The sequence below is a fragment of the Bacillus sp. 37MA genome (genome assembly GCF_000372765.1).
GTDB lineage: Bacteria > Bacillota > Bacilli > Bacillales > Domibacillaceae > Domibacillus > Domibacillus aminovorans.
This window is the reverse complement of sequence record NZ_KB889752.1, coordinates 3,693,870-3,716,361: the sequence shown is the minus strand read 5'-3', so window position 1 is coordinate 3,716,361 and position 22,492 is coordinate 3,693,870. Positions and strand designations below refer to the sequence as shown.

The window sequence follows — 22,492 nt, the reverse complement described above, 5'->3', positions numbered from 1 at the left end:
CTTCAGCCAATTCCCGCCATCATCTGTTACTTTTTCCTTTCAAAAAACAAAATGAATGCCGGCAGTAAGAGTCCTCGCACAAAAAAGGTATCAAGCAATATCCCTACTGCGACAATAAATCCGAAAACAAATAATATTTCAATCGGCTGCGTCATTAACACAGCGAATGTCGCGGCTAAAATAATACCCGCGGATGAAATAACACCGCCTGTTTTCGCCACCGCAATTTCAACTGCTTTCTTCAATGGATGTTTCTCGCGTTCTTCCATGTAACGTGAAACAAGAATGATATTGTAGTCAACCCCAAGCGCCACTAAAAATACGAATGAATAAAGTGGAACACGAGTGCTAATTGCCCCGATACCGAATAGAAGATCCACTAAAAACAATCCGAGACCTAGTGCTGATAAAAACGACAGCACAATCGTCCCGACCATATAAAGCGGCATTTTCCATGAGCGTGTGAGCACAATAAGCATCACGAACAACAGCACAATTTCAATTGATACGATCACTAGTAAATCACGGTTGTTCAATTCGCGATCATCCAGTTTTTCTGCCGTTTCACCAGCGAAATATAAATCTCCCTCTCCACCAGCTACTTCCAATATCTCCGCTTCATTCGCACGTAAATCGGCTAGCGTATCGAGGGATGCTGCATCGTACGGATTCGTTTCAAACGCAATGGTTATCTCATGCGCATCTCCGGCCCCAGTAGACGCCACAAGCTTCGCTGATTGCACGCCGTCCTGCTGTGTTAAAACATCCGTGACGACATCTGCATTACCCGTTCCTTCGACAATAACAGTCGTCGGTGACAAATCCCCCACTGAAAATTTCTCGTCAATTATGTTATATCCAATAAGGGACGGCATATCATCAGGAAATGATTTTAGCGTATCAAATTCATATTTTACGTTGAATACATTTAACGATGAGATCATTAAAAACAATAGGACAATACCGCCTGACAATGCCGGCTTATTCGTTACAAAACGGGCAATACGGTGCCAAAGACCGTTTTCCTTCTCCGTTTCCACTCCAACTTTCGGTACTTTCGGCCAGAATGATCCTCGGCCAAACAATGTAAATAAGGCTGGCACAAGTGTAATAGATGCAATCATAATGACACCCATTGCGGTCGCAAATAACGGCGCGAAACTTTGATAATCACGGATGGCCGCGAAAAAGAGCATAAGCATAGCTGCAAGTACAGTTCCACCTGAGAAAAAAACAGGCTCTCCTGTTTCACGCATTGCATACTTCATCGCGTCATACTTGCTTTCGTGATGCTTCAGCTCTTCTCTAAAACGAGCTAGCACAAACAATGAATAATCTGTTACTGCCGCAAATAATAAAATAGTCATAATTGATAAAGACTGGCTACTCATTTCAAGTCCAGCTGCTCCGTAAAGCCCAAGAATCCGATCTGTCACCGCATACACAAAACCAGAGGCTAAAAGGGGAATAACAGCTAATAGCGGGGAACGATAAATGATGATCAAGAGGATTAGAATAAGACCGACCGTTGATAATATTAGCACAACATCCGCACGTGAAAATAAAGCAGTTGTATCCGTCGCAATACCTGCAGGTCCTGTAATATACACCTCTTGACCGGATTCTTGAATCGCAATCGATGTCATCGCATCAATACGCGGTTCAAAATCACTGCTGTCGAATCCTTCTTGAAAAACAAAAGGGATAGCTGCCGCAGAACCATCTTCTGATAAAAATTCAGCCTGTGTAGGCGGCGGGAGCTGGGCAAATGGCACCGTACTTGTTAGTCCATCCACTTCTTTTTCAATCGCAGTGAGTGCCTTTGAAATGCCTTCCGCCTCTACCTTCCCTTCTTCACTATTAAAGACAATAATCGCAGGAACTCCACCGTCATCAGGGAAATACTCTTCTACTTTTTTTGCCGCTTCAATCGATGCTGCATCTTTCGGCAAAGAATCGAATGAATTGGACTTGTAATCATTCGCACTCGGAGCCAATATGCTTAGCAGCACAATAGCGATAAGCCAGAACGCTAAAACAATCCATGTCCCTTTTTTCGTTGCGACCCAATCTGTTAATGGCCAGAATGTTTTTTTCATTATAGTCTCCCCCCTAAAAAATAAGATCTATCTCCATTTAAATTCATTTTAGACACTTGTGTCAAATTAAAATTGTAAAAAAAGGAGCATCAATATGCTCCGCTTCCCTCATACCATAATGTAAATAAATAGTCCGCCCACTCATGAGGCGGCAGCTGCAATGTATTTGGCGTGTTAATAAGCTGAAAAAACAGTCCCGCCATTACCGAAATAGGCAAATCTGATCGAATTGTACCCTGTTTCTGCGCTCGATCGAACAATAAATCAAGCTGTCCGCGCAAATGCTTGAGCATCGCCAGCACTTCCCCGACATTTTGCTCCGCTTTTTTTGACTGTGATACATCAATTTTACGCGCATCCCCGAGAAAATAATGAAGATCAGCCTCTTCCATGTATACGCGAAGCAGCTGCTTCAGTGCTTCAATTGGATCCGTTTCATCTACGTATCCCGCCTTTATAAGTGCCCGCACCATTGCCCTCTTCATACAGGCTGCGGCTATTTCTTCTTTATTCGCATAATATTGATAAATTGTACTGCGCGCGCCCGGCAAATGACTGGCTAACAGCTTTAAATGGAAGCCGCTATAACCGTGTTGAATAATGAGCATTTCCGCCTTATCAAGCAGCTCTTCTTCTGTAAAGGCTCTTTTTCTTCCCATCACGAGCTCTCCTTTTCACATTATTATTATTTTAGTGTATCACGAGCGGCAATCACCATTTCATATAGTCAGTATAGACATTTTGATTATCCATCCTTCTTTTTCAAAACTTTTATTTTGCCTGCTCTTGCAATACATGACAATTTCTGTTATTCTAAAAAAGAATTATTTTTGTTCGTTACGATAACTTTCCGTTTGGATGATTTGAGCAAGGATAGTAACACGATATGTGCATGGCGCACGAGGAGGAAATACACATGGAACAAGGTAAAGTAAAATGGTTTAATGCAGAAAAAGGTTTTGGTTTCATCGAACGCGAAGCAGGAGACGACGTATTCGTTCATTTCTCTGCTATTCAAGGTGAAGGCTACAAATCATTAGACGAAGGTCAAGCAGTGACTTTCGAAGTTGAAGATGGCCAACGTGGACCACAAGCAACTAACGTACAAAAAGCATAATTTAAACTAACATATATTTACAGACTCTCACATGAGAGTCTTTTTTTATTTCTTTGATAATAATAAGAACCCCCCTACTCAATAATTGAATAGGGGGGTAACATGAAAGCAAGTATAGATAATGGTATAATCAGTATAGCATATCCACTTCATAATTCCTAATTTTTCTCATTTCCCCTGTTCCTTATACACCCATTTTTCTACGTGAATTACTTACCTTTTTTGTTTGCTGACTTTTCATTTTTTTCGTTGTTTGTGCTGCGTGTCCTAATTGCTTGCCACCTGCTGCCTGCGCTTTTTTCTCTTCAAGCTTTTGCTTCATCGCTTCTTGCAGCGTCATTTTCTTCTTCGGTGTTTCCGTTTGGTTCGTTTGATTCGATTCAGTCATATTAAATCCTCCTAGGCATATTTTTGATGAATACAGTATAACAATGATTATCGACTGTTTCCATATACAAATCATGATTCATCACCCTTGCATCTATACGACTCTAGTATGGTACACTTTTATTAGTATATAACCTTTTCCGGTATTGGAGTGAATATCACGTTGGAAACGAAGAAATCATTGTCTATTTTATTTGCCGTCATGTTTCTCGTCATGGTCGGCTTTGGCATTATCATTCCCGTTTTGCCATTTTACGCTGAGAATATCGGTGCTTCTCCTGCACAGCTTGGCCTTCTCATGGCAGCATACTCCGTCATGCAGCTTTTATTTGCACCTATGTGGGGACGTCTATCCGATCGAATCGGGCGAAAATCGCTTATTCTGATCGGTATTTTTGGACTTGCCATTTCATTTTTCTTAATGGCGGTTTCTTCTGCACTTTGGATGCTGTTTGCAGCAAGAATAATCGGGGGCTTTTTATCTTCTGCAAATATGCCAGCCGTTATGGCGTATGTGGCGGACATCACGACGCCAGAAGACCGCGGAAAAGGAATGGGCGTCATCGGTGCAGCAATCGGGCTCGGGTTTATTTTCGGACCGGCGATCGGCGGTATTTTTTCAAAATCAAGTTTATCTGTTCCTTTTTATCTTGCGGGTGCATCCTCCATTTTAACATTTTTAATCGTTTTGTTTTTCTTAAAGGAATCACTGCCTATTGAAAAAAGAGGACAGCAAAGTACGAAAAAAACATCGCTAATGCAAGCATTTAGCGGACCCATTTCGATTCTTTTTTTCCTTCAATTATTTGTTTCTCTCTCTCTGGCCGGCTTAGAAGCGACGTTTGCGTATTACGCAGCACAAAAAGCGGAGATAGGGATCGTTGAACTCGGCTACATTTTCATGATTATGGGCCTTGCTGGTGCAATCGTGCAAGGTGGTTTAGTCGGCAGGCTGACGAAGAAGTATGGCGAAGGGCTTACGATTCAACTCGGCATCCTTATTTCAGCTATTGGATTCGGACTTATTTTATTCGTCAATAGCTTTGCGACTGCCGCTATTTTCCTAACTATCTTTGGCATCGGAAACGGCTTCATCCGCCCAAGCGTATCAGCGTTAATTACAAAAGTTTCAACTAATGGACACGGCAGTGCAACCGGGATGCTCTCTTCTTTCGATTCACTCGGAAGAATTATCGGGCCTCCTTTAGGCGGCTGGCTCTTCTCACTCGCCATCGGCTTGCCTTATATACTCGGCATCCTCTTATCCATCGCCGCTTTTGGCATGTACCGTTTCTATATGATACAAGCAAAATAGGGGTGTTCCAAAAGTCAGTGATCACTGACTTTTGGAACACCTCCTACTAATTTTAGTATGTGAGTAAGTGCAGCAAACGCAATTATTAAAAAGGCGACGAGCACTTTTCTAGATCCGAACTTATCTGCAAGCTGTCCTCCAATGATTGCTCCAACAACCGCACCGATATTCAGTGTCACAAGGAACATTAAACTTAATCCGCACATGACTAATAGATACTAAAAAAAGTCGATTCCTTAACGTACAGGAAATCGACTTTTCTTATCTATCCTTGTTCAACTAAAGCCCCGTTATCTTAAGAAGCAATAGAGTATTACCTTTTTAATTATCATAAACAGTTTCGATTCAGGCTAATTTTTGCATTTTTCAACAATCCAAGTGCAAGACCTAACATCAATCCAATTCCAGTAACAATAAAGAACAATAAACCGATCTCCTCTTTTAAAACAACCATCTGCAAAATAACACCCAACAATGCACCCAATGTTAAACCAATAAACATGAACGCAGCATAATATAAACCGATTGCTTCCTCAACATTTGGTTCGAAATGATGCAACCATTTGGCGTTACTATCCAACAATGGATTTTCTGGGTTTTCGACGGCAAAAGTTCCTTTTGCCTTTTCAAAAGCATCGGTCTCGGATATACCACCTTCTACAACCAAATCCTGAATATAGTCGGTCATATAGCTTATTAAATCTTCCTGCGCTTCTTGGTTCTTTTGCGATGTCCATTTAAATTTGGCTGCAGTCTTCTTCGCTTCTCCTAATGTTTTATTAGCATGTAGGACAAGTTTTTCAAAGTACGTTAGTTCCTCATTATCTGTTGCGTTTAACTCTGTATTTTTCTTTACAAATTGATTAATTTTTTTTTCTGTATCCCTACTTAAAGTCATGTTATTCAACTCCTTCTAAAAATTGATCTATTAATTGTTTCATGAACAGCCATTCCACTTTTTTATGGCTAAGGTACGCTCGTCCAGCATTCGTGAGATGATAATATTTCCTCCTCGCAGCTGCACTCCCTTCTTGCCAATAGCTTATAACATACCCATTTTTCTCAAGACGTTTAAATGAGAGATATAACGTCCCTTCTTTTATTTCGAATGAATTCTGACTTTGTTTCTTAACTTCTCTGCTCAAATCATAGCCATACATATCATTATGGTAAAGCAAGCTTAATATAATTGTATCGATATATCCTCGTAATATTTCCTTATCAACTTTCAAGTATTGCCCTCCTTTACCTATACATTATTTTATTAGGTATAAATAGAATATAGACCATTTATACCTAATAAAGTAATATATATTTTAAAGAAAGGTATAAGAAAATTAATTTCTTTACCTATGTCTATGTTGAGTTATTGCTTAACTAAACTGCCCCTTTAGTTGAACAAGAACAGTTTCGGTGCTTTATTTGGACCAACTGTTCATACTTCAAATCCTGCCTATATTAGCACCAAAACTCATTCCCAATAAGAAAGTACTAAAATTAGAGTACTTGTACCTTATTGGGAATAAGTGCTTAACGTACAAAATTTCCATTTCGTTGGCTGGCCCCATACTGGAAACACTCCATTATAGTTCAGTGTGATGGGTGGATGAGAATGATTTAAAATCCGTTGCAGCTTTGCTACATCCCGAACTAGCCGTTTCAATAGAAAAACCTCGATCATAAGAATGACCAAGGTTGTGTATTTTATGCAGATATATTTTAACCTGAATGTTCTATCACTTTTTCATTCTGGTCTAAAAATCAAAATCGGCTGTTTTCCATCTTCTCCATCATCCAGTCTGTCTTGATCCAAAATTCCTTGATACGATTCCTGCTCATAAATTCTACTCAACAACATCGCATTCAAAAAGCTACGAACAACTTCAATATTACGCTGCTCTTTCGGGAAAACGTCCATGCGAGTCTTCAGCAACCTGCCGATCTCGTCTAAAACAGAAAGGTATCCTTTTTGGCTAGCTTCTGGGTCGTCATTGTATTCAGTTTCGAAATCCATGTTCCCTATCAACATTTTGATCGCACTAACTTGAGCATCCAGTCCCTCAATAACATCCTTATCGCCTGTCATTAATAAATGAATGTCGATGAATGGATCAACGAAAAGGTGTGTGCTTCTGTTTGAGACTGTGTTTTCTGCTGACATGAATGTTCTCCCCTTTCTTCTATCATTTTTATTGTAACAAGGGATGAATATTAATATTGTAAATTTTTGGTTAAGTTTGCATTGCTGCCTTTGAGTAGGACGACGAATACAAGGTGTTAATGTTAATCTGCATCGTTGTGAAAGTAACCTATGTGCAAAGCTGAGTTCTTTATAGCTGCCTTGGCTATTGAGAACAAGGAAATAAAAGTGAATTAGTCAACGAAGCCTTGCGAAGAGTGTTCAAGACAAGGGGCTGCTCTAATTTATCGGGTCGTAAAATGACTCCTTTTAATGAATAACTTAGTTGAAGTTGAAGGAGCAGTACATAATGATAGCAGCAACAGAATAGAATACTGTATTAATTGAAAGCTGTTAGGGGGAAATAATATTAATAGACTTTTTACTTTAGTAGCAGTAATCGGTGCAATTGCCCTTATTTACTTTGGTTTCTTTAACATTGATTGAAAGCTGTTGTTTCTTCAACTAACAGGTGCTTAAGTTCAATAAGTGACTGAACAGAAGAGATAAAAGAGTCCATAAAGCAGGATAAAATTGAGATTTTATTCACACACAGAACACACGCAAAAACCCTGTTTATTGAGAAGGTTTTAATCGTGCCGCTAAGACATTTGCACGTATAAGAAATGAAACTGATTGCAAGGATAAAGGTGCATATACTGCTTTTCAGAAAGCACTTTGATCATTTGGTCATTAATACGCCCTCCATTTGAACAAGTGATTATTCTAAAATCAACGTGATATGTTGGTGCTCTTGAATAATTTCAATTATCTTATCAAATATGGTGGGACCTTCATTTCTTTTAGCTTGATTGATTTCTTTCATTACGACTATTTTATTGCTTGGATAGCAATGTTGAAGTATTTCATTAAGTTTAATAATTGTTTCTTTATACCCTAAATCACTCTTAGATTTGGTTGAATTTTCCCAAATAATTGTACATTTTTCTTCAAAACCTATATCGCCATAGCCACCATACAAAATATCATTAAAAGCATCAAGATTTCCATCTCACTCATATCTTCCAGAGAGGACGACATTCGAAAATTCCTTACAAAGACTTTTAAAATCGAAAAAATTATTACCGTCTAAGACAAAAACTTTGTCCATTTTAAATACCTCCAAGCTAATTGATGTGTCAAAAGAGAAACGTTTCTCATGCAAACTCTGTTCCTAAAATAAGGTATAGTCAGCTCACCAAACTCCCTATTCCCTGTTCACATAGCTTCTTGCTGATGTGGAAGGTGAAAATCTAACTTTGTATGTTCCCTCCAGTTCCTTTTTTACTTTTTCAGTTAATTTCATTCCCTGTTTATTACGCTCTTCTTCAAGTTCGATTCCATTAGGCAGCAGCTCATCTTGATCCCAGTCAATCCATTCGCCATATCTTGCCATCCAATTCCAAAGTTCCTCTTTTAATTCCTCTGAAATCGGAGCTTCGTCTATATCAAGGTTGCAACCACATTTATTACACCATATAGGGTCACCCCCCATATCTCCCTCAATTTTTAATTCGTCGGTTACGTTTTGTTCACACAAACATTCCATTGTATTTTAACCCCTTCAAATCCGAATTTTTTATTCTATATTCCATTGTTTTAGCAAAGTCTCTCACCGACTGAATAAGAAATTCTACAATGTTTATTGAACCCATAATGTTATTTGACTTTATCAATCAACTCTTTTACCTTTTCCTTCGTATTTAATGCAGCATCATTAGTGCCTAATACAAATGCTCGTCCATGAAGGGTAGTGTCCGTTAAAGATTCTCCAATACTTAAGTCGAAAATAGGATATTGTGATTGTTCTTTACCCATTAATGTCTCTTCTTCAATTATTTCAAATTTAATATCTGAGGTAGAGTTGGTAATGAAAAATTTCTCTTCACCTAGTTTCCAACCTATATCATTTAGCATTTCAGCCAGTTCATCAATGGAATGAATAATATCAATCTGGAAATAATTCCACTTTTCATTATCTTTCAAGTCGTCTGTTTCATTTGCAAGAGTATGAATGACTTTAAGTGGATAGCGATTGTAACTATTCCAAAAGTCAGATAAGGTTTTACGATATTCGCCGTCTATAAAATACATACTTAATGGTTTTATTTCACATCCACAGAACCAAAAATCCAACTGGTTATCTTCCCACGCAGTTTCGTCATCAATTTTCACCATTTAATTCACCACTTTCTTTGATACGTTTTAATTTACCACGTACTCAATCTTAGTCCAGCTCACACTTTTGTCCATTTCATACGTTTTTGATGATTTTTTGTAATTTACAAGTAGTTTCTTGTCGCTAATCCAATTAATTTTGAACTCTTGATCCGAGACGAATGTATTTCCCGATTTATTTGGAAGTTCATCATCCTTATCAATGATAGATAATTGCCACGATACGCCCGTTGTTGCTCCACAATCTCTATTGAAAATATGAGCCACTTTTTTACCGTTTGGAGAAGAAACTTCTTGAACAATTTCATTCCCACACATATCTCCAAATAATAAATCCAATATATATCTCCCTGCCATAAATAAAACGATGATAACGACTGTCGCTATAAAAAAAGGTTTTAATTTCTTTTTCATTTGGACTATCCATTCTTTAAATTTTATCGGTTTCTCATAACCATCCTATCAGAAATACAGGCTTGTTTGTTCAAGGGAAAATTCCAGTCTTCAAATTCCCTATATTCCACTAATCTACCCCTTTAATTTAACAAGAAAATCAACAATATTCTTTAACAGAGCCTAAAATTAAATAAAGTTTTCCAATAAATAAGAGATACCTCCATCTGGAGATACCTCTTTTTAACGCATAATGCTGTTGGTCACATCCTGCTATTTTCTGAATCATTTGATCACATTTTCGATCACGTTCTTTTTGATTTCCGCCGTTTTACTGGTCACATTTCAGCCAATTTCGTGTGACCAAGCTCGTATTTCCGCCAATCATCGATTATCTACCGTTTCGGGATATAGATCATGGTTCATCATACGGTAATCTGCCATCTTCTCATACTTCGTCCCTGGACGCCCGTAATTCGTATACGGGTCAATGGATATGCCGCCACGCGGTGTGAATTTTCCCCATACTTCAATATAGCGGGGATTCATCAGTTCCACGAGGTCGTTTAAAATAATGTTCATGCAGTCCTCATGAAAATCGCCGTGGTTGCGGAAACTGAATAAATAGAGCTTTAACGCTTTGCTTTCAACCATTTTCACATCGGGAATGTAACTAATGTAAATCGTCGCGAAATCAGGCTGCCCTGTCATTGGACAAAGCGATGTAAATTCCGGACAGTTAAACTTCACGAAATAATCACGGTTTTGGTGCTTATTATCAAATGTCTCAAGGACAGATGGGTCATAGTCAAATACATATTTTGTGCCCTGGTTGCCAAGCAGTGTAATGTCTTTCAATTCGTCTTCTCTTCGTCCAGCCATGCCAGAATCCTCCTTCAAAAAAGCCCATTTCTTTTCATTATAGCAGACATCATTTACAATGAGATAAAGGAGCGGCAATAATGTACATGATATCATCATACGCGGAATTTTCAGACGTTCTTTCATCAAACGAAGCGATTTTACTTTATATATCCAGTCCCAGCTGTTCGGTGTGCCATGCCCTTCTGCCTCAAGTTGAATCATTAATAACTGAATTCTCGGCTGTTACAATGATCCGTGCAGATACAGCAGCAACACCTGAGATAGCTGGTCAATTGACGGTTTTCTCCGCACCAGCCATCATCTTCTTTATCCATGGAAAAGAATTGTTCCGTATGGCGCGTTTTGTCCCGATTGAAACGCTAAAAGAAAACATCACAAATGCACTAAAAATGATTTGACAAAAAATTATGAAATGGTTCACAATAATAATAACAGGTCGAAAGGAGAAAGCATTCGTGACATTATTAAAAGACATTTTATCGTTTAACGAAACGTTTGTAGAAAACAAAGAGTTTGAAAAATTTACAACAACGAAATTTCCAAATAAGCGCGTCGTCATTTTAACGTGCATGGATACACGCCTTGTTGAGCTTGTCACAGAAGCGATGAATTTTAAAAACGGTGATGTGAAAATTGTCCGTAACGCCGGGGCCATCGTCAATCATCCATTTGGTTCCATTATGCGCAGCCTGCTCGTTGCTGTCTATCAGCTACAGGCAGATGAAGTGTTAATCATCGGTCACCACGACTGCGGCATGAGCTCTCTTTCAAGCAGTGCGATGTTCGAGGCAATGAGCGCGCGCGGTGTTCAACAGGAAGTAATCGATACGCTTCGTCATGCCGGTATTGATGTCGATCAGTGGCTCGAAGGTTTCAGTAGCGTAGAAGAAAGTGTAACCCATAGCGTAAACATGGTAAAATCTCATCCGCTTATGGTTGCAGACATTCCCGTACACGGCCTTGTCATTGACCCGACTACAGGCAAACTAGACCTCGTTATCGATGGATATGAAAAAGAAGCGGTCCTCTAAAGGCCGCTTCTTTTTCATTACTCTTCCAATTTCACTTTTTTGTTTTTACACTTGTCGATTCCAGTGGCGATGTTCAGCGAGCGCGTTCAAAAATGTATCCGCAAAATCTTTTGACGGACTCGCTTCTGTCATAACACCCGTATCGGCAGGCAAATCTGCAATCAAATCTATTCCATCATGCGAAGCACCGACTGTTTTAAAGTGGCCGAATGCTTCATTAATAAAATAAACAGCCTCTTTCTTCGCTTTCATGTCTGTACTCAAACCACCTGCTGCATACACTGCATCAAATAATACGGAATCCGCCGTCAAGAATGTGTGTGACACTTCCATTTCCGTACCATCATCCCCTTTGACAAAGCCTTGCTTATCGCTGACGATCTCTGGACGCGTACCCGCTTTTTCAAATTCCTTCATGATTTTGCTAACATCTTTTCCATTAAAACCGTTGCCCGCAAGAACGGCAAGCTGCCTGTGGCATTTCATTATGCGGCTCGGGCTTGACCGCGTGAATAAGATCCGGGAACTTAATCTCGTCCTGGATGAAAAAAACGGGCATATTGTTTCCAACTAAGTCATAATTTCCTTCTTCCGTGTAAAATTTCGTCGCGAAACCACGCACATCACGCACCGTTTCAGCAGAACCGCGTGATCCAGCCACTGTCGAAAAACGCACAAAAACGGGTGTTTTGACAGATGGATCCTGTAAGAATCCTGCCTTTGTATATTCTTTCATTGATTCATATAATTCAAAATAACCATGCGCCGCGTATCCGCGTGCATGAACGACACGCTCTGGAATACGCTCGTGGTCGAAATGGGTCATTTTTTCTCTAAAGTGGAAATCCTCCATTAACGTTGGGCCACGGTCACCTGCTTTGGAACCAATTCGACATCATTCTAATTTACATATATGAACCTTAAATTGTGTACGTTCTTTCCTTGAATACATCTCTTTTTTTAGAAATAAACCTCAATTTTCGACTAATTCAGACCATTTGCTCAATTTATTGAATCATTATTTATGCGGATGTATAGAACATTTAATGATGCTAAAATAAAGTTGAATTTATCCTTAGGAGGTGGATTATGGAAAAGAAGAGATTAGTACTTTTTTTTACGGCTTTACTCATTTTTATTTTTTTGGAGGAGAGACATTCTTCTGCAGAATCAGACATTATTCAAATTGGCGTAGACAGTGCAAATGTACGCAGTGAGCCTGCTATGACAGCGAGTGTCATCAGCAGCGCAAAACGAAACGAGCAATTCCAAGTGCTGAAGGAAAAATATGATTGGTATCAAATTCAACTCTCTGATGGGAAAAAAGGGTGGGTAGCAAGTTATATCGTCACAAAAGGTGCCAGCGATTCACCAGCATCCGATAGTCTAGCGTCATCCAGTCAAACTGGCACCATTACAGCGGATCATGTAAATATAAGGGATACCCCTTCCTTATCGGCTTCTATTATCGGAAAAGTAAACAACGGTGATCAAGTTAGTATCACATCCACCACGAATGGATGGGTTCAGATTCTTTATCAAAATGAAACGGCATGGGTAAGCAGCCAATTTGTTCATACACAGTCATCACAAAGTACAGCATCAACAGGTGATTTTGTCGTTATTCTAAATGAAGGTACAAATATTCGGACAAGCCCATCCACGTCTTCATCTGTTATTGCACAAGGATCACCGGGAGAACGTTATCCACTTACAAGACGAGAAGGCGAATGGTACAAAATCAGCTTAGTAAATGGAAACGAGGCGTATGTCGCCAGCTGGATAGTTTCTTCTTCCAATGATACAAATTCAGCAACAAGGGATTCGAACAGTCTAAATGGAAAAGTAATCGTTCTTGACCCTGGACATGGCGGAATAGACGATGGGACAACAGGCGTACAAGGAACAATTGAAAAAAATATAACGTTACAAACAGCTGAACGTTTGGCTAAAAAACTTCAACAAGATGGGGCCACCGTTGTGATGACGAGATCGACCGATACATACGTTCCGCTTCCATCTCGTACAAATCATGCCCATTATCACGATGCTGATGCGTTTATTAGCATTCATTACGACGGGTCTCATGAAAAAAGTGCAGCTGGCTTTACAACGTATTACTACCATCAAAATCAGAAACAGCTCGCAAACAGTATTAATAATGGATTGGCTAACTCCATTTCTTCCAAAAACCGTGGCATGCGGCATGGCGACTATTTCGTTTTACGCGAAAACAATCAGCCAGCTATTTTGCTTGAACTTGGCTATTTAACAAACACATATGAAGAATCATTGATTGTAACGGAATCCTATCAACAACTTGCCGCAAACGGCATTTATAATGGATTACTTTCTTATTTCTCCAGCTAAAAAACAGTTCCGGAAGCATCGCTTTCGGAACTGTTTTAATGGTTAATAAATCAACTTCACCATTTCATCTAGTGTTACCTGACCAAAATAGTGCTTCATTTCAAGCGACTGCAGTGCCTTTTCGATCGCTTCTTTTTCATGTTTAGCCTCTTTAAGTGCTGTTTCAACTTCATGTACATCACCCGCTCCGAAAAAGTCACCGTAAATGTGTACATGCTCAATCAAGCCTTTTTTCACATTTAAACGAACATCAATTAAGCCTATCGGGAAGCGATGTGAACGCTGAATATTAAATACGGGTGATTTTCCATAATTCCAATCCCAGTTTTGATACCGATCTTTTGAAATGGAATGGATCGTCTGCCAGTCATTATCGGTCAATTTGTATTCTTTAATATTTTCTTCTCCTTCAAAAATATTCGTCAGCACAAACTGACGAAATTCCTCAATCGTCATTTTTTTTTATAACAAATCAGATATGTTCGCTACACGACTCCGAATGGATTTAATCCCTTTTGATTCAATTTTGTCTTTGCGTACCTTAGCCAAATTCATATACGGATCTGTAATTCCTTGATTATCAATAAACAACATAATGAATGCCTCCATTTAACCGTTTTATTTACTGTAGCATGTTTAGACTTTTTTATCCGGATCATGGATTAGTGTAAATAAAATTTGCAGGAAATCCTGCAAAAGGATATTCTTACAACGCCACATAGAAGCCGCCGCATCTTAAAGCAATTTTCCCGGCAGACACATTAAATGATTCCCGGGGAAATATGTACCGTATGAAATCAGCCTTTCATCGACAAGCAATGTCTTCCTGCAAGGCCATCAAATTCGAGTTGAAGTGTCTTCGAGCAACTTTCCCCGCTTTGATGTGAACTTGAACACAGGCCGTACGATGATCAACAGCAGCGATACAAAAATAGCGACACAGACGATTTATCACGATAATCAACACCCTTCGTACATTGTGCTGTTCGTGATTCCTTAATATGCAATTTTAAACAACAAACAAAAAATGCCTGACTCTTTGAACACTTGAGTCAGGCATTTTCGTTAAGCAGTTTTAGTAAGTTTATCGTCAACAACGTTCTCCTCCTTCACTTCACAACTGGAGTCTCTTTCCGCTTCCATGTCGCACACATCGTAGTTTCCGATAGAAAATGATCCGCCTTCATCTAACATCCGGGCTTTATCTAGCTTCTCCATAAGCACATCTTCAGGCTTACGACGGACAATGACAGCTTTCACGATAATCCCTCCCTTTACCTTTTCTATACCCTTTTTTCAACTTTGTATTCTTCTTTTCAAAAAAAGCCTGACGTCATTGTCAGGCTCTGTCATTAATTCTTTTTCCATTCTTTCAATTCAAGACGGCGTACTTTATGAGTAACAACGGGGTCATTCTCGGCAAGTGTTTGTGCTTCCTCGTAGGAATCTGCGACATATACTACAAGCCCTCCTGAATTATCACCAAACGGGCCTCGTGCATACACCTTTCCTTCTTCCTCTAGTTTCTCTAAATACTCAATATGAAGCGGACGTACTTCTTTATTTTTCTCCGGGTCTAACATATGTAACAACGCAGCGTAATAAGCCATTTGTTCTCCTCCATGTCATGTCATGTATTCATACACTGTCTATTTTATCAAATATTCTTAAATGTTTCGATTCTCCATTCATTTCCCTGACTTCTTATGATTCAAAACAAGTTGAACATGAACATATAAAATCATTTTTCATCTCAACACATTACTTTCGTTTCAAACAAAAGGACTTCTAGTTGTACTATAATAGACATAAATTACATTTAGCAGGTGTACATACATGGACATTAAGCATTTGCAATATTTTATTGAAGTGACGAACTTTAACAGCTTTTCAAAAGCAGCGGAGCATTTGTTTATTACCCAGCCAACGATCAGCAAAATGATTAAAAATTTAGAGGCGGAACTCGGTGTTGAACTGTTTGACCGATCCCGCAAAAAAATTGTGTTGACCGATGCAGGACGTATTTTGCTCGAGCAGGCTAAACTAGTTGATCAAGCATTTCACAATTTAGAAACAGAGCTGGATAACCTGCTGGAACTGAAAACAGGTCATATTCGGATCGGCCTCCCGCCTGTTTTTGATGCGCATTTTTTCTTAAAAATTATCGGTGCCTTCCATAAAGTTTATCCAGGTATTACATTTCAGCTCTTAGAAGATGGTTCTAAAAAGATTGAAGAGGATGTTGAAAACAATGATCTTGATGTAGGAGTTATCGTGATGCCAACGAAAAATGAAGTGTTCGAACATTTTTCCTTTATGGAAGAAGATTTAATGCTAATCCTTCCTCGTTCTCATCCATTAGCAAACAAAACAGAAATCCATTTGTCTGAACTCGCAGCTGAATCCTTTATTTTATTTAACAAAGATTTCGTTTTAAATGACCGGATTGTTTCTTCCTGCAATCTGGCTGGCTTTCATCCACACGTTATTTCCGAAAGCTCCCAGTGGTCGTTCATTGAAGAAATGGTCGCCTCCGAACTTGGCATTTCTTTATTACCAGAAAGCATTTGCCGTCATCTGCATGATCATGTTCGGGCTGTTAAAGTAGTCAATCCTTCGATTAATTGGAACTTGGCGATTATTTGGCGGAGAAATCAATACCTTTCGTATGCGGCCAAAGAATGGCTCCAATTTACGAAAGCACAATTTTCAAAAACGAATCTAAACAGATAGATTCGTTTTTTCATACTTACTATTCATATTTGGAAGCATTTACATAGAGAAAAGCTATACTGATAATGAAAAAGAACCATTTTACTTCCTTTTAATGTCGAAGTACACTTGTAACAGATTCCACTACAGGAGGAAGCGACACACATGAATGCCACAAAACAGGCTATTAAAACGAGAGAAAGCCGCATTGTACATGCAGACCAAGTATTGTCATGCGATTTAAATAATTATCAAACACTATTTGGCGGCGTCCTCATGAAAAAAATCGACAGTGTCGCGAGCCTATCCGCACGACGCCACGCGCGTGTAAAAGAATGCGTGACTGCATCAACTGATTCCATCGATTTTCTTGATGCGATTCATGAAAGTGATTCACTTTGCCTGGAATCATTCGTCACCTATACAGGCCGCACATCAATGGAGATCTTTTGCAAAGTGATTGCGGAAGACTTCATTACAGGAAACCGGCGCATTGCTGCAACTGCTTTTCTAACGTTTGTCGCACTCGATGAAAATAAGCGCCCTGTTGAAGTGCCTGGCGTCATTCCAGAAACAGAAGAAGAAAAATTCCTATATAATTCGGCAAAAGACCGTGCCGAAATGCGTAAGCTGAGAAGAACGAAGAGTAAAGAACTTGCGGAATATATGACCTTGAAAAAACCGTGGGACCGATAAAAGGAGGTATAGAAAATGATTGCTACTTTATGTAGTCTTGACGAGTTAAGAAAGGCAAAAAAAGCATTGGATCATCTCGAACATACTTACCCGGTCCTTTTTGAAAAAATAGTACATGTGATGAATTTAACGCGTGCTCTTCAAATAAAATATCAGTATATGGGCTGCTTGCTTATGGATCAAGACTCGTCCAACTGCCTGCCTAATCTATCCCAAGGATCTGTCCTTCGTTTATATATAAAAGAAGTGAAAACATTGAAAATGGATGCAGATATATACGTGTTAAAACAACTATTTACAACGTTTAAAGATATAGGCTACGCGAAAATCAGCCTGCTCGCACTCGGTAACACACCTGAATCATTAGTTGGCTCTTCAAGCGTAAAATAAACACGTTGACTAAAAATACACCTTAAAAGCTCTTGCTTTCGAGGTGTATTTTTATTTATCTTCCTAATGGTCGATTAATCCGTTTGATTCGTTTCTACATGCATACATCCATTCATCTTCACTTCAGTTTTATTCTGACACCTAATTGTGTACAATAATAATACATTAGTTTAACGATCTTCTTTTTTCTATAAGTACTTGTTATTAATTTTGAAAGACCTTATTAAAAGACGATTGGGAGAATCTAAATGACAAATATGAATAGACGAATTGAAAAAGATTTTTTAGGAGAAAAAGAAGTACCTGCTGATGCCTACTATGGAATTCAAACATTGCGCGCAGTTGAAAATTTTCCGATTACAGGCTACCGTATCCATGCAGAGTTAATTAAAGCAATGGCAATTGTCAAAAAAGCAGCAGCTATTGCCAACAGAAAGGTTGATCGCCTCCCTCCTCATTTGGAAAAAGCCATCGTTCAAGCGGCTGAAGAAATTATTGATGGTCAGTGGCATGACCAATTCATTGTTGACCCTATACAAGGCGGAGCTGGCACGTCCATTAATATGAATGCAAATGAGGTTATCGCAAATCGCGCCTTGGAAATACTCGGCAGAAAAAAAGGGGACTATGCTTTTTTGAGCCCGAATACACATGTCAACATGGCACAATCAACAAACGATGCTTTTCCAACCGCTATTCATATTGCAACACTTGCTCTTTCAAAAAAATTACTATCAACCATGGAATACATGCATCAAACTTTTAAGGAGAAGGCGAACGAATTTGATCATGTTATCAAAATGGGCCGCACTCACTTACAGGATGCCGTTCCAATCCGGCTCGGACAAGAATTTGAAGCATACTGCCGTGTTATCGAGCGGGATATAAAACGCATTACTCAATCACGGCAGCACTTATATGATGTAAATATGGGCGCAACAGCTGTTGGAACAGGTTTAAATGCGGACCCTCAATACATTTTAGCCGTTGTCAAACAGTTAGAGATGATCAGTGGTTTCCCACTCCTTGCAGCGGAAAATCTAGTGGATGCAACGCAAAACACAGACGTCTACACAGAAGTATCCGCGTCGTTAAAAGTATGCATGATGAATATGTCCAAAATCGCAACCGATCTTAGATTAATGGCCTCTGGTCCACGTGCAGGGTTAAATGAACTTAACTTACCAGCCCGACAACCAGGTTCTTCTATAATGCCAGGAAAAGTGAACCCCGTAATGGCTGAAGTCATTAATCAAATTGCCTTTCAAGTAATCGGGAACGACAACACCATCTGCCTTGCATCAGAAGCCGGTCAGCTTGAATTAAATGTAATGGAACCTGTTCTCGTTTTCAATCTGCTTCAGTCAATTAGTATTATGAACAATGGATTCGACGTTTTTACTAATTACTGCGTTTCGGGTATAAAAGCAAATGAAGAGCAAATGAAACATTATGTAGAAACGAGTGTCGGGACGATTACAGCCATTAACCCACATATCGGCTATGAAACAGCAGCAAAAATTGCCCGTGAAGCTATAATCTCAGGGAAGTCTGTCCGAGAGCTTTGCAAGCAATATAGTATTTTGTCTGAAGAAGATTTAAATCAAATTTTAGATCCTTATGAAATGACCAACCCAGGTATATCTGGAGCATCTTTATTAGATAAGTAAATATATGACTATTCGTTTAGCAGTTAATGACTGGCTTCTCGAATAGTCTTTTTCCTTTTTAATCTCAATGATCCTCATCGTGCAGCTATTCACACACTTCCACCAGGCTTCATGATCTCACATCTCCTACTCCATATTTTTTATATGTTGTGTCGATATAAGTTGATCAACGAGTTTTTCAGCTGTTTTCCGATACATATTGCTCATATGAACGAGCGATAGAATATGCAAAATGTGTTCAAGTTCATTTGTATCCGCTTTAATTTCATTCATGCGGCTCATCGCATCTTCTTTAAAATGAGTGACATTGTTTGCGGCAATATCGAGATAACTTTTGTAAAATGAATCAATATCGATTTCATCAATATTTTCATTTACACCTTCAAGTGTCGTTTTAATATCGCTAATTGATAGTGTGCCTTTCAGCTGGTAGATGAAACTGATTAATAATAAATGCTCTTTAGAATACTTTTTTTGTTTAATCGGGAAAAGCAGCTTTCCTTTCGCATAGTTGTTAATCATCGTTTTCGTTAGCACTTTTTCGTCTTCATTGCGGGTTGATTGATTAAATGTATGTTCAAATAATTGAATGACTTGGTCCATGTATAGATCAATGTTTGGTATATCATCCGGTGTGAGCTGGTTTTCGAGATGCAGTTCATTCAAAATGTCTATTAAATTCCCCATAGTAACACCTTCTTTTTTATCATAATTATATTGTCTTTATTATAGGTGAATATTGATATAGTGTAAAACTTGACTATGTAATGTTACAACTATATTATAATATGTAGTATAAAAAACTATATATCGTTTTGGAGGTATTTTGAATGACTGTTTTTATTCGAGAACCGATTAATGCACTTACCCATTTAGCTGGCGCCATTTTATCAGTCGCAGCACTGATTGCAATGGTTATCAAAGCAGCGTTCACTATTGAATCAGCGGCCGCTATTACAGCTGTTACAATTTTCGGCGTCAGTTTAATTCTTTTATACTCAGCATCCGCTGCCTATCATTCTGTTATTGCAAGAGATACCGTCATTGCCTTTTTCAGACGGCTTGATCATTCCATGATCTTTATTTTAATTGCCGGTTCCTATACACCTTTTTGTTTAATCAGTTTGAATAATACGACCGGATGGACGCTGTTTTGCATCGTTTCAGCCATTGCGGTGTTCGGCGTTATCTTTAAAATGGTCTGGTTTAACTGTCCGAGGTGGTTGTCAACAGCTCTCTACATTGTCATGGGCTGGATGGCGATTTTCATATTCTCTCCGCTCGCATCAAATATGGAATCAGCTGGACTCGTGCTGCTTGTAGTGGGCGGCGTTCTGTACACAATCGGCGGCATCATTTACGGATTAAAACCGAAGTGGCTGCAGTTCAAACAAATGGGCTTTCACGAAATCTTTCACATCTTCATCCTGCTTGGCAGTCTTGCTCACTTTTTAAGTGTTTATGTATACGTGTTATGATAGGGAATTAGTGCAAAAAGATCAGTCTTCTCGTGTTTAAGAAGACTGATCTTTCATTTATATATGACACCTACAAATTATGTTAAGACATAATCAGCTAGTACTCTTTGCACTTCATAAATATTTAAACTTTTATTAAACTGTTTCTTAATCGGTACCGTATCACCTGTAATCCAAATTTGCAGCTCTGCATCCAGATCAAAACTTCCCGCCGTTTCAACACTAAAGCGGGTAATACTTTTATATGGCAAAGACTGAATTTCCACTTTCTTTCCTGTCATCCCCTGCTTATCAACTAAGATCAGCCGTCGGTTCGTGAAAATAAATAGATCTCGAATCAGTTTGTACGATTTTTCTACCTTTTCATTTGTTGCCAGAACCTCTCCGAATTCCTTTTTCATATCTTCATTATCAACTTCTGAAGCATTCCCCATCAATCCATCCAAAAACCCCACTTCATCCACTCCTTCATTATTTTTCTTAATTATATGATGGTTATTCCAATTTTAATATTTATGATTTATTCAAGCGGAAAACCTATTGAAAGATACGCTCAGACGGCAAATAAGCTCACCTCCAAATCGTTGACTTGGAGGTGAGCTTTGCTTATTAATTCGTTTTTTCTTTTGATAAATATTCCTGCTCAAGCTCTGTCACAATCTGATCGATCTGTTGGCCTTGTCCACTTAAGACTGCTGCTAGAAACGATCCTTCCACGAGAGGAACGTCGACGAAGCGAATGGTATGCTTTCCGGTATACAATTCGAGAGCCAATTCCGCATTCATCGTTGCCGATCCGATATCTGTCAAAATCAATGCATCATCGGAAATTTGAGAAAAAGCTTGCTCGATTCGCGAGACTTCTGTCCCGATTTTTCCACCTTCTAATCCGGCCGCGACCAGAATCTCAATAGATGGTACCATCTCAGCCAGCAATTCCTTTAAACCTGTTGCGAGCTTTTCACTATGCGAGACGAGAATCAGATTAATCATGAAGCACCTCCACGATGTTCTTTAAGAGGATCGAACTCGATAAGGCTCCTGGATCTTGAACACCCTTTGTCGCTTCTCCAAAGTAGGAAGCACGCCCTTTTGTTGCCACGAGATCCTTCGTATCCACTAACGCTTGATCAATCACTTCTTCTAAAGTCGAATCAGCTTGAAGGGATGCAGTAAATGGTTCCCAAATATCAACCATCGTTTTCTGACCGGCTTGTGATTTCCCACGACTCTTGATGCCTTCTGTTGCTTCTTTAAAACCAGCAAACAGATCCTCTCCCTCTACCGACTTCATCCCGCTCCATTTTGTCGCGAACTTTACGAATGCTGTTCCATACAAAGGACCCGAAGCACCACCGACCGTCTTAATGAGCGTCATTCCAACTAGTTTTGACAATTCTCCAAGATCTGCAAGAGAATTCTGTACCTCGAGCTCCTTTTTAACACCTTGAAAACCACGAGACATATTAATTCCGTGATCACCGTCTCCAATTTCTCGGTCTAAGTCGGTCAGTTCATCCTTTTGTTGTTCAATTGCGTCCGCTGTCGCAAGCAAGGCTGTGCGTAATGCTTCTACTGTTAATTTCATCTAT

At 39.2% G+C, this 22,492-nt stretch carries 31 protein-coding genes and 2 pseudogenes; 11 read left to right on the top strand and 22 right to left on the bottom strand.

Annotated features, from left to right (window positions below; genetic code table 11):
- Positions 1 to 26: 26 nt before the first annotated feature.
- Both A3M5_RS0120465 and A3M5_RS0120460 read right to left on the bottom strand, forming a co-directional pair.
- Entirely contained in the window at positions 27 to 2,099 is a 2,073-nt protein-coding gene (locus A3M5_RS0120465) for an MMPL family transporter (RefSeq protein WP_018395639.1), read from the bottom strand.
- 89 nt (positions 2,100 to 2,188) lie between these two features.
- Positions 2,189 to 2,758: a TetR/AcrR family transcriptional regulator gene (locus A3M5_RS0120460; protein ID WP_018395638.1), complete on the bottom strand. Its 570-nt coding sequence runs from the start codon at positions 2,756 to 2,758 to the stop codon at positions 2,189 to 2,191.
- Positions 2,759 to 3,015: 257 nt separating this feature from the next.
- Between A3M5_RS0120460 and A3M5_RS0120455 the strand changes: the two genes are divergently transcribed.
- Positions 3,016 to 3,216 (top strand): cold-shock protein, encoded by a 201-nt coding sequence (locus A3M5_RS0120455; protein ID WP_018395637.1) that lies wholly within the window; start codon positions 3,016 to 3,018, stop codon positions 3,214 to 3,216.
- A 184-nt stretch (positions 3,217 to 3,400) separates the two neighbouring features.
- Here the strand turns inward: A3M5_RS0120455 and A3M5_RS0120450 are convergent, their stop codons facing one another.
- On the bottom strand, positions 3,401 to 3,604 hold the full coding sequence (locus A3M5_RS0120450; RefSeq protein ID WP_018395636.1) for a hypothetical protein: 204 nt from the start codon (positions 3,602 to 3,604) through the stop codon (positions 3,401 to 3,403).
- A gap of 162 nt (positions 3,605 to 3,766) precedes the next feature.
- Between A3M5_RS0120450 and A3M5_RS0120445 the strand changes: the two genes are divergently transcribed.
- A complete protein-coding gene (locus A3M5_RS0120445; protein ID WP_018395635.1) occupies positions 3,767 to 4,918 on the top strand; it encodes a tetracycline resistance MFS efflux pump in 1,152 nt (383 codons plus the stop codon).
- Positions 4,919 to 4,932: 14 nt separating this feature from the next.
- Here the strand turns inward: A3M5_RS0120445 and A3M5_RS24975 are convergent, their stop codons facing one another.
- From A3M5_RS24975 to queF, 9 genes are all read right to left on the bottom strand, one after another.
- Positions 4,933 to 5,106, bottom strand: a complete 174-nt coding sequence (locus A3M5_RS24975; protein ID WP_018395634.1) for a hypothetical protein — start codon at positions 5,104 to 5,106, stop codon at positions 4,933 to 4,935.
- Between the two features lie 140 nt (positions 5,107 to 5,246).
- Positions 5,247 to 5,816 carry a hypothetical protein gene (locus A3M5_RS0120435; protein ID WP_018395633.1) on the bottom strand — a complete coding sequence of 190 codons (570 nt, stop codon included), beginning with the start codon at positions 5,814 to 5,816 and terminating at the stop codon, positions 5,247 to 5,249.
- A 1-nt stretch (position 5,817) separates the two neighbouring features.
- On the bottom strand, positions 5,818 to 6,150 hold the full coding sequence (locus A3M5_RS0120430) for a PadR family transcriptional regulator (protein WP_018395632.1): 333 nt from the start codon (positions 6,148 to 6,150) through the stop codon (positions 5,818 to 5,820).
- 512 nt (positions 6,151 to 6,662) lie between these two features.
- Positions 6,663 to 7,079, bottom strand: a complete 417-nt coding sequence (locus A3M5_RS0120425) for a hypothetical protein (RefSeq protein ID WP_018395631.1) — start codon at positions 7,077 to 7,079, stop codon at positions 6,663 to 6,665.
- Positions 7,080 to 7,818: 739 nt separating this feature from the next.
- Positions 7,819 to 8,079 (bottom strand): hypothetical protein, encoded by a 261-nt coding sequence (locus A3M5_RS0120420; protein ID WP_018395630.1) that lies wholly within the window; start codon positions 8,077 to 8,079, stop codon positions 7,819 to 7,821.
- 225 nt (positions 8,080 to 8,304) lie between these two features.
- Positions 8,305 to 8,646, bottom strand: coding sequence for an immunity protein CdiI family protein (locus A3M5_RS0120410; protein WP_018395628.1), 342 nt, complete (start codon positions 8,644 to 8,646; stop codon positions 8,305 to 8,307).
- A 110-nt stretch (positions 8,647 to 8,756) separates the two neighbouring features.
- A complete protein-coding gene (locus A3M5_RS0120405; RefSeq protein ID WP_018395627.1) occupies positions 8,757 to 9,275 on the bottom strand; it encodes a hypothetical protein in 519 nt (172 codons plus the stop codon).
- Between the two features lie 27 nt (positions 9,276 to 9,302).
- Positions 9,303 to 9,689, bottom strand: coding sequence for a DUF5412 family protein (locus A3M5_RS0120400; protein ID WP_018395626.1), 387 nt, complete (start codon positions 9,687 to 9,689; stop codon positions 9,303 to 9,305).
- A 363-nt stretch (positions 9,690 to 10,052) separates the two neighbouring features.
- Positions 10,053 to 10,550, bottom strand: coding sequence for a preQ(1) synthase (gene queF / locus A3M5_RS0120395; RefSeq protein WP_018395625.1), 498 nt, complete (start codon positions 10,548 to 10,550; stop codon positions 10,053 to 10,055).
- A gap of 80 nt (positions 10,551 to 10,630) precedes the next feature.
- Between queF and A3M5_RS0120390 the strand changes: the two genes are divergently transcribed.
- Positions 10,631 to 10,951, top strand: a complete 321-nt coding sequence (locus tag A3M5_RS0120390) for a thioredoxin family protein (RefSeq protein WP_018395624.1) — start codon at positions 10,631 to 10,633, stop codon at positions 10,949 to 10,951.
- A 57-nt stretch (positions 10,952 to 11,008) separates the two neighbouring features.
- Entirely contained in the window at positions 11,009 to 11,584 is a 576-nt protein-coding gene (locus A3M5_RS0120385) for a beta-class carbonic anhydrase (RefSeq protein ID WP_018395623.1), read from the top strand.
- 45 nt (positions 11,585 to 11,629) lie between these two features.
- On the opposite strand, the gene A3M5_RS26265 is transcribed toward A3M5_RS0120385, so the two are convergent.
- Positions 11,630 to 12,001 carry a type 1 glutamine amidotransferase family protein gene (locus tag A3M5_RS26265; protein ID WP_018395622.1) on the bottom strand — a complete coding sequence of 124 codons (372 nt, stop codon included), beginning with the start codon at positions 11,999 to 12,001 and terminating at the stop codon, positions 11,630 to 11,632.
- A gap of 49 nt (positions 12,002 to 12,050) precedes the next feature.
- Positions 12,051 to 12,464: pseudogene (locus A3M5_RS26260) on the bottom strand (catalase); the annotation flags it as partial.
- 209 nt (positions 12,465 to 12,673) lie between these two features.
- Here A3M5_RS26260 and A3M5_RS0120370 point away from each other — a divergent pair.
- Positions 12,674 to 13,954 carry an N-acetylmuramoyl-L-alanine amidase family protein gene (locus A3M5_RS0120370; protein WP_018395620.1) on the top strand — a complete coding sequence of 427 codons (1,281 nt, stop codon included), beginning with the start codon at positions 12,674 to 12,676 and terminating at the stop codon, positions 13,952 to 13,954.
- A 42-nt stretch (positions 13,955 to 13,996) separates the two neighbouring features.
- Here the strand turns inward: A3M5_RS0120370 and A3M5_RS23375 are convergent, their stop codons facing one another.
- Together A3M5_RS23375 and A3M5_RS26710 are read right to left on the bottom strand one after the other, a co-directional pair.
- Positions 13,997 to 14,383, bottom strand: coding sequence for a lipoate protein ligase C-terminal domain-containing protein (locus tag A3M5_RS23375; protein WP_018395619.1), 387 nt, complete (start codon positions 14,381 to 14,383; stop codon positions 13,997 to 13,999).
- Between the two features lie 33 nt (positions 14,384 to 14,416).
- Positions 14,417 to 14,548 carry a hypothetical protein gene (locus A3M5_RS26710; protein WP_018395618.1) on the bottom strand — a complete coding sequence of 44 codons (132 nt, stop codon included), beginning with the start codon at positions 14,546 to 14,548 and terminating at the stop codon, positions 14,417 to 14,419.
- Between the two features lie 181 nt (positions 14,549 to 14,729).
- Between A3M5_RS26710 and A3M5_RS24965 the strand changes: the two are divergent.
- Positions 14,730 to 14,954 (top strand): annotated as a pseudogene (locus A3M5_RS24965) (CocE/NonD family hydrolase C-terminal non-catalytic domain-containing protein); the annotation flags it as partial.
- Positions 14,955 to 15,019: 65 nt separating this feature from the next.
- Here the strand turns inward: A3M5_RS24965 and A3M5_RS0120360 are convergent.
- Positions 15,020 to 15,214, bottom strand: coding sequence for a hypothetical protein (locus A3M5_RS0120360; RefSeq protein WP_018395617.1), 195 nt, complete (start codon positions 15,212 to 15,214; stop codon positions 15,020 to 15,022).
- 92 nt (positions 15,215 to 15,306) lie between these two features.
- Positions 15,307 to 15,564, bottom strand: coding sequence for a YciI family protein (locus tag A3M5_RS0120355; protein WP_018395616.1), 258 nt, complete (start codon positions 15,562 to 15,564; stop codon positions 15,307 to 15,309).
- A gap of 226 nt (positions 15,565 to 15,790) precedes the next feature.
- Between A3M5_RS0120355 and cidR the strand changes: the two genes are divergently transcribed.
- The 4 genes from cidR to aspA all read left to right on the top strand — a co-directional run bounded on the left by cidR (position 15,791) and on the right by aspA (position 19,422).
- Positions 15,791 to 16,687 carry a cidABC operon transcriptional activator CidR gene (cidR, locus tag A3M5_RS0120350; RefSeq protein WP_018395615.1) on the top strand — a complete coding sequence of 299 codons (897 nt, stop codon included), beginning with the start codon at positions 15,791 to 15,793 and terminating at the stop codon, positions 16,685 to 16,687.
- A 144-nt stretch (positions 16,688 to 16,831) separates the two neighbouring features.
- Positions 16,832 to 17,362, top strand: coding sequence for an acyl-CoA thioesterase (locus A3M5_RS0120345; RefSeq protein WP_018395614.1), 531 nt, complete (start codon positions 16,832 to 16,834; stop codon positions 17,360 to 17,362).
- A gap of 15 nt (positions 17,363 to 17,377) precedes the next feature.
- Positions 17,378 to 17,752, top strand: coding sequence for a hypothetical protein (locus tag A3M5_RS0120340; protein WP_018395613.1), 375 nt, complete (start codon positions 17,378 to 17,380; stop codon positions 17,750 to 17,752).
- A 248-nt stretch (positions 17,753 to 18,000) separates the two neighbouring features.
- On the top strand, positions 18,001 to 19,422 hold the full coding sequence (aspA, locus tag A3M5_RS0120335) for an aspartate ammonia-lyase (RefSeq protein WP_018395612.1): 1,422 nt from the start codon (positions 18,001 to 18,003) through the stop codon (positions 19,420 to 19,422).
- A 126-nt stretch (positions 19,423 to 19,548) separates the two neighbouring features.
- On the opposite strand, the gene A3M5_RS0120330 is transcribed toward aspA, so the two are convergent.
- Positions 19,549 to 20,109, bottom strand: a complete 561-nt coding sequence (locus A3M5_RS0120330) for a DUF1836 domain-containing protein (RefSeq protein WP_018395611.1) — start codon at positions 20,107 to 20,109, stop codon at positions 19,549 to 19,551.
- Positions 20,110 to 20,252: 143 nt separating this feature from the next.
- Here A3M5_RS0120330 and trhA point away from each other — a divergent pair, with 143 nt between their 5' ends.
- On the top strand, positions 20,253 to 20,900 hold the full coding sequence (trhA, locus tag A3M5_RS0120325; RefSeq protein WP_018395610.1) for a PAQR family membrane homeostasis protein TrhA: 648 nt from the start codon (positions 20,253 to 20,255) through the stop codon (positions 20,898 to 20,900).
- A gap of 77 nt (positions 20,901 to 20,977) precedes the next feature.
- Here trhA and A3M5_RS0120320 read toward each other — a convergent pair whose 3' ends face one another.
- From A3M5_RS0120320 to dhaL, 3 genes are all read right to left on the bottom strand, one after another.
- On the bottom strand, positions 20,978 to 21,355 hold the full coding sequence (locus tag A3M5_RS0120320) for a PH domain-containing protein (protein ID WP_018395609.1): 378 nt from the start codon (positions 21,353 to 21,355) through the stop codon (positions 20,978 to 20,980).
- A 154-nt stretch (positions 21,356 to 21,509) separates the two neighbouring features.
- A complete protein-coding gene (gene dhaM / locus A3M5_RS0120315) occupies positions 21,510 to 21,893 on the bottom strand; it encodes a dihydroxyacetone kinase phosphoryl donor subunit DhaM (RefSeq protein ID WP_018395608.1) in 384 nt (127 codons plus the stop codon).
- Positions 21,886 to 22,488, bottom strand: coding sequence for a dihydroxyacetone kinase subunit DhaL (gene dhaL, locus A3M5_RS0120310; RefSeq protein WP_018395607.1), 603 nt, complete (start codon positions 22,486 to 22,488; stop codon positions 21,886 to 21,888). The genes dhaM and dhaL overlap by 8 nt, the downstream gene beginning before the upstream one ends.
- Positions 22,489 to 22,492 lie beyond the last annotated feature (4 nt).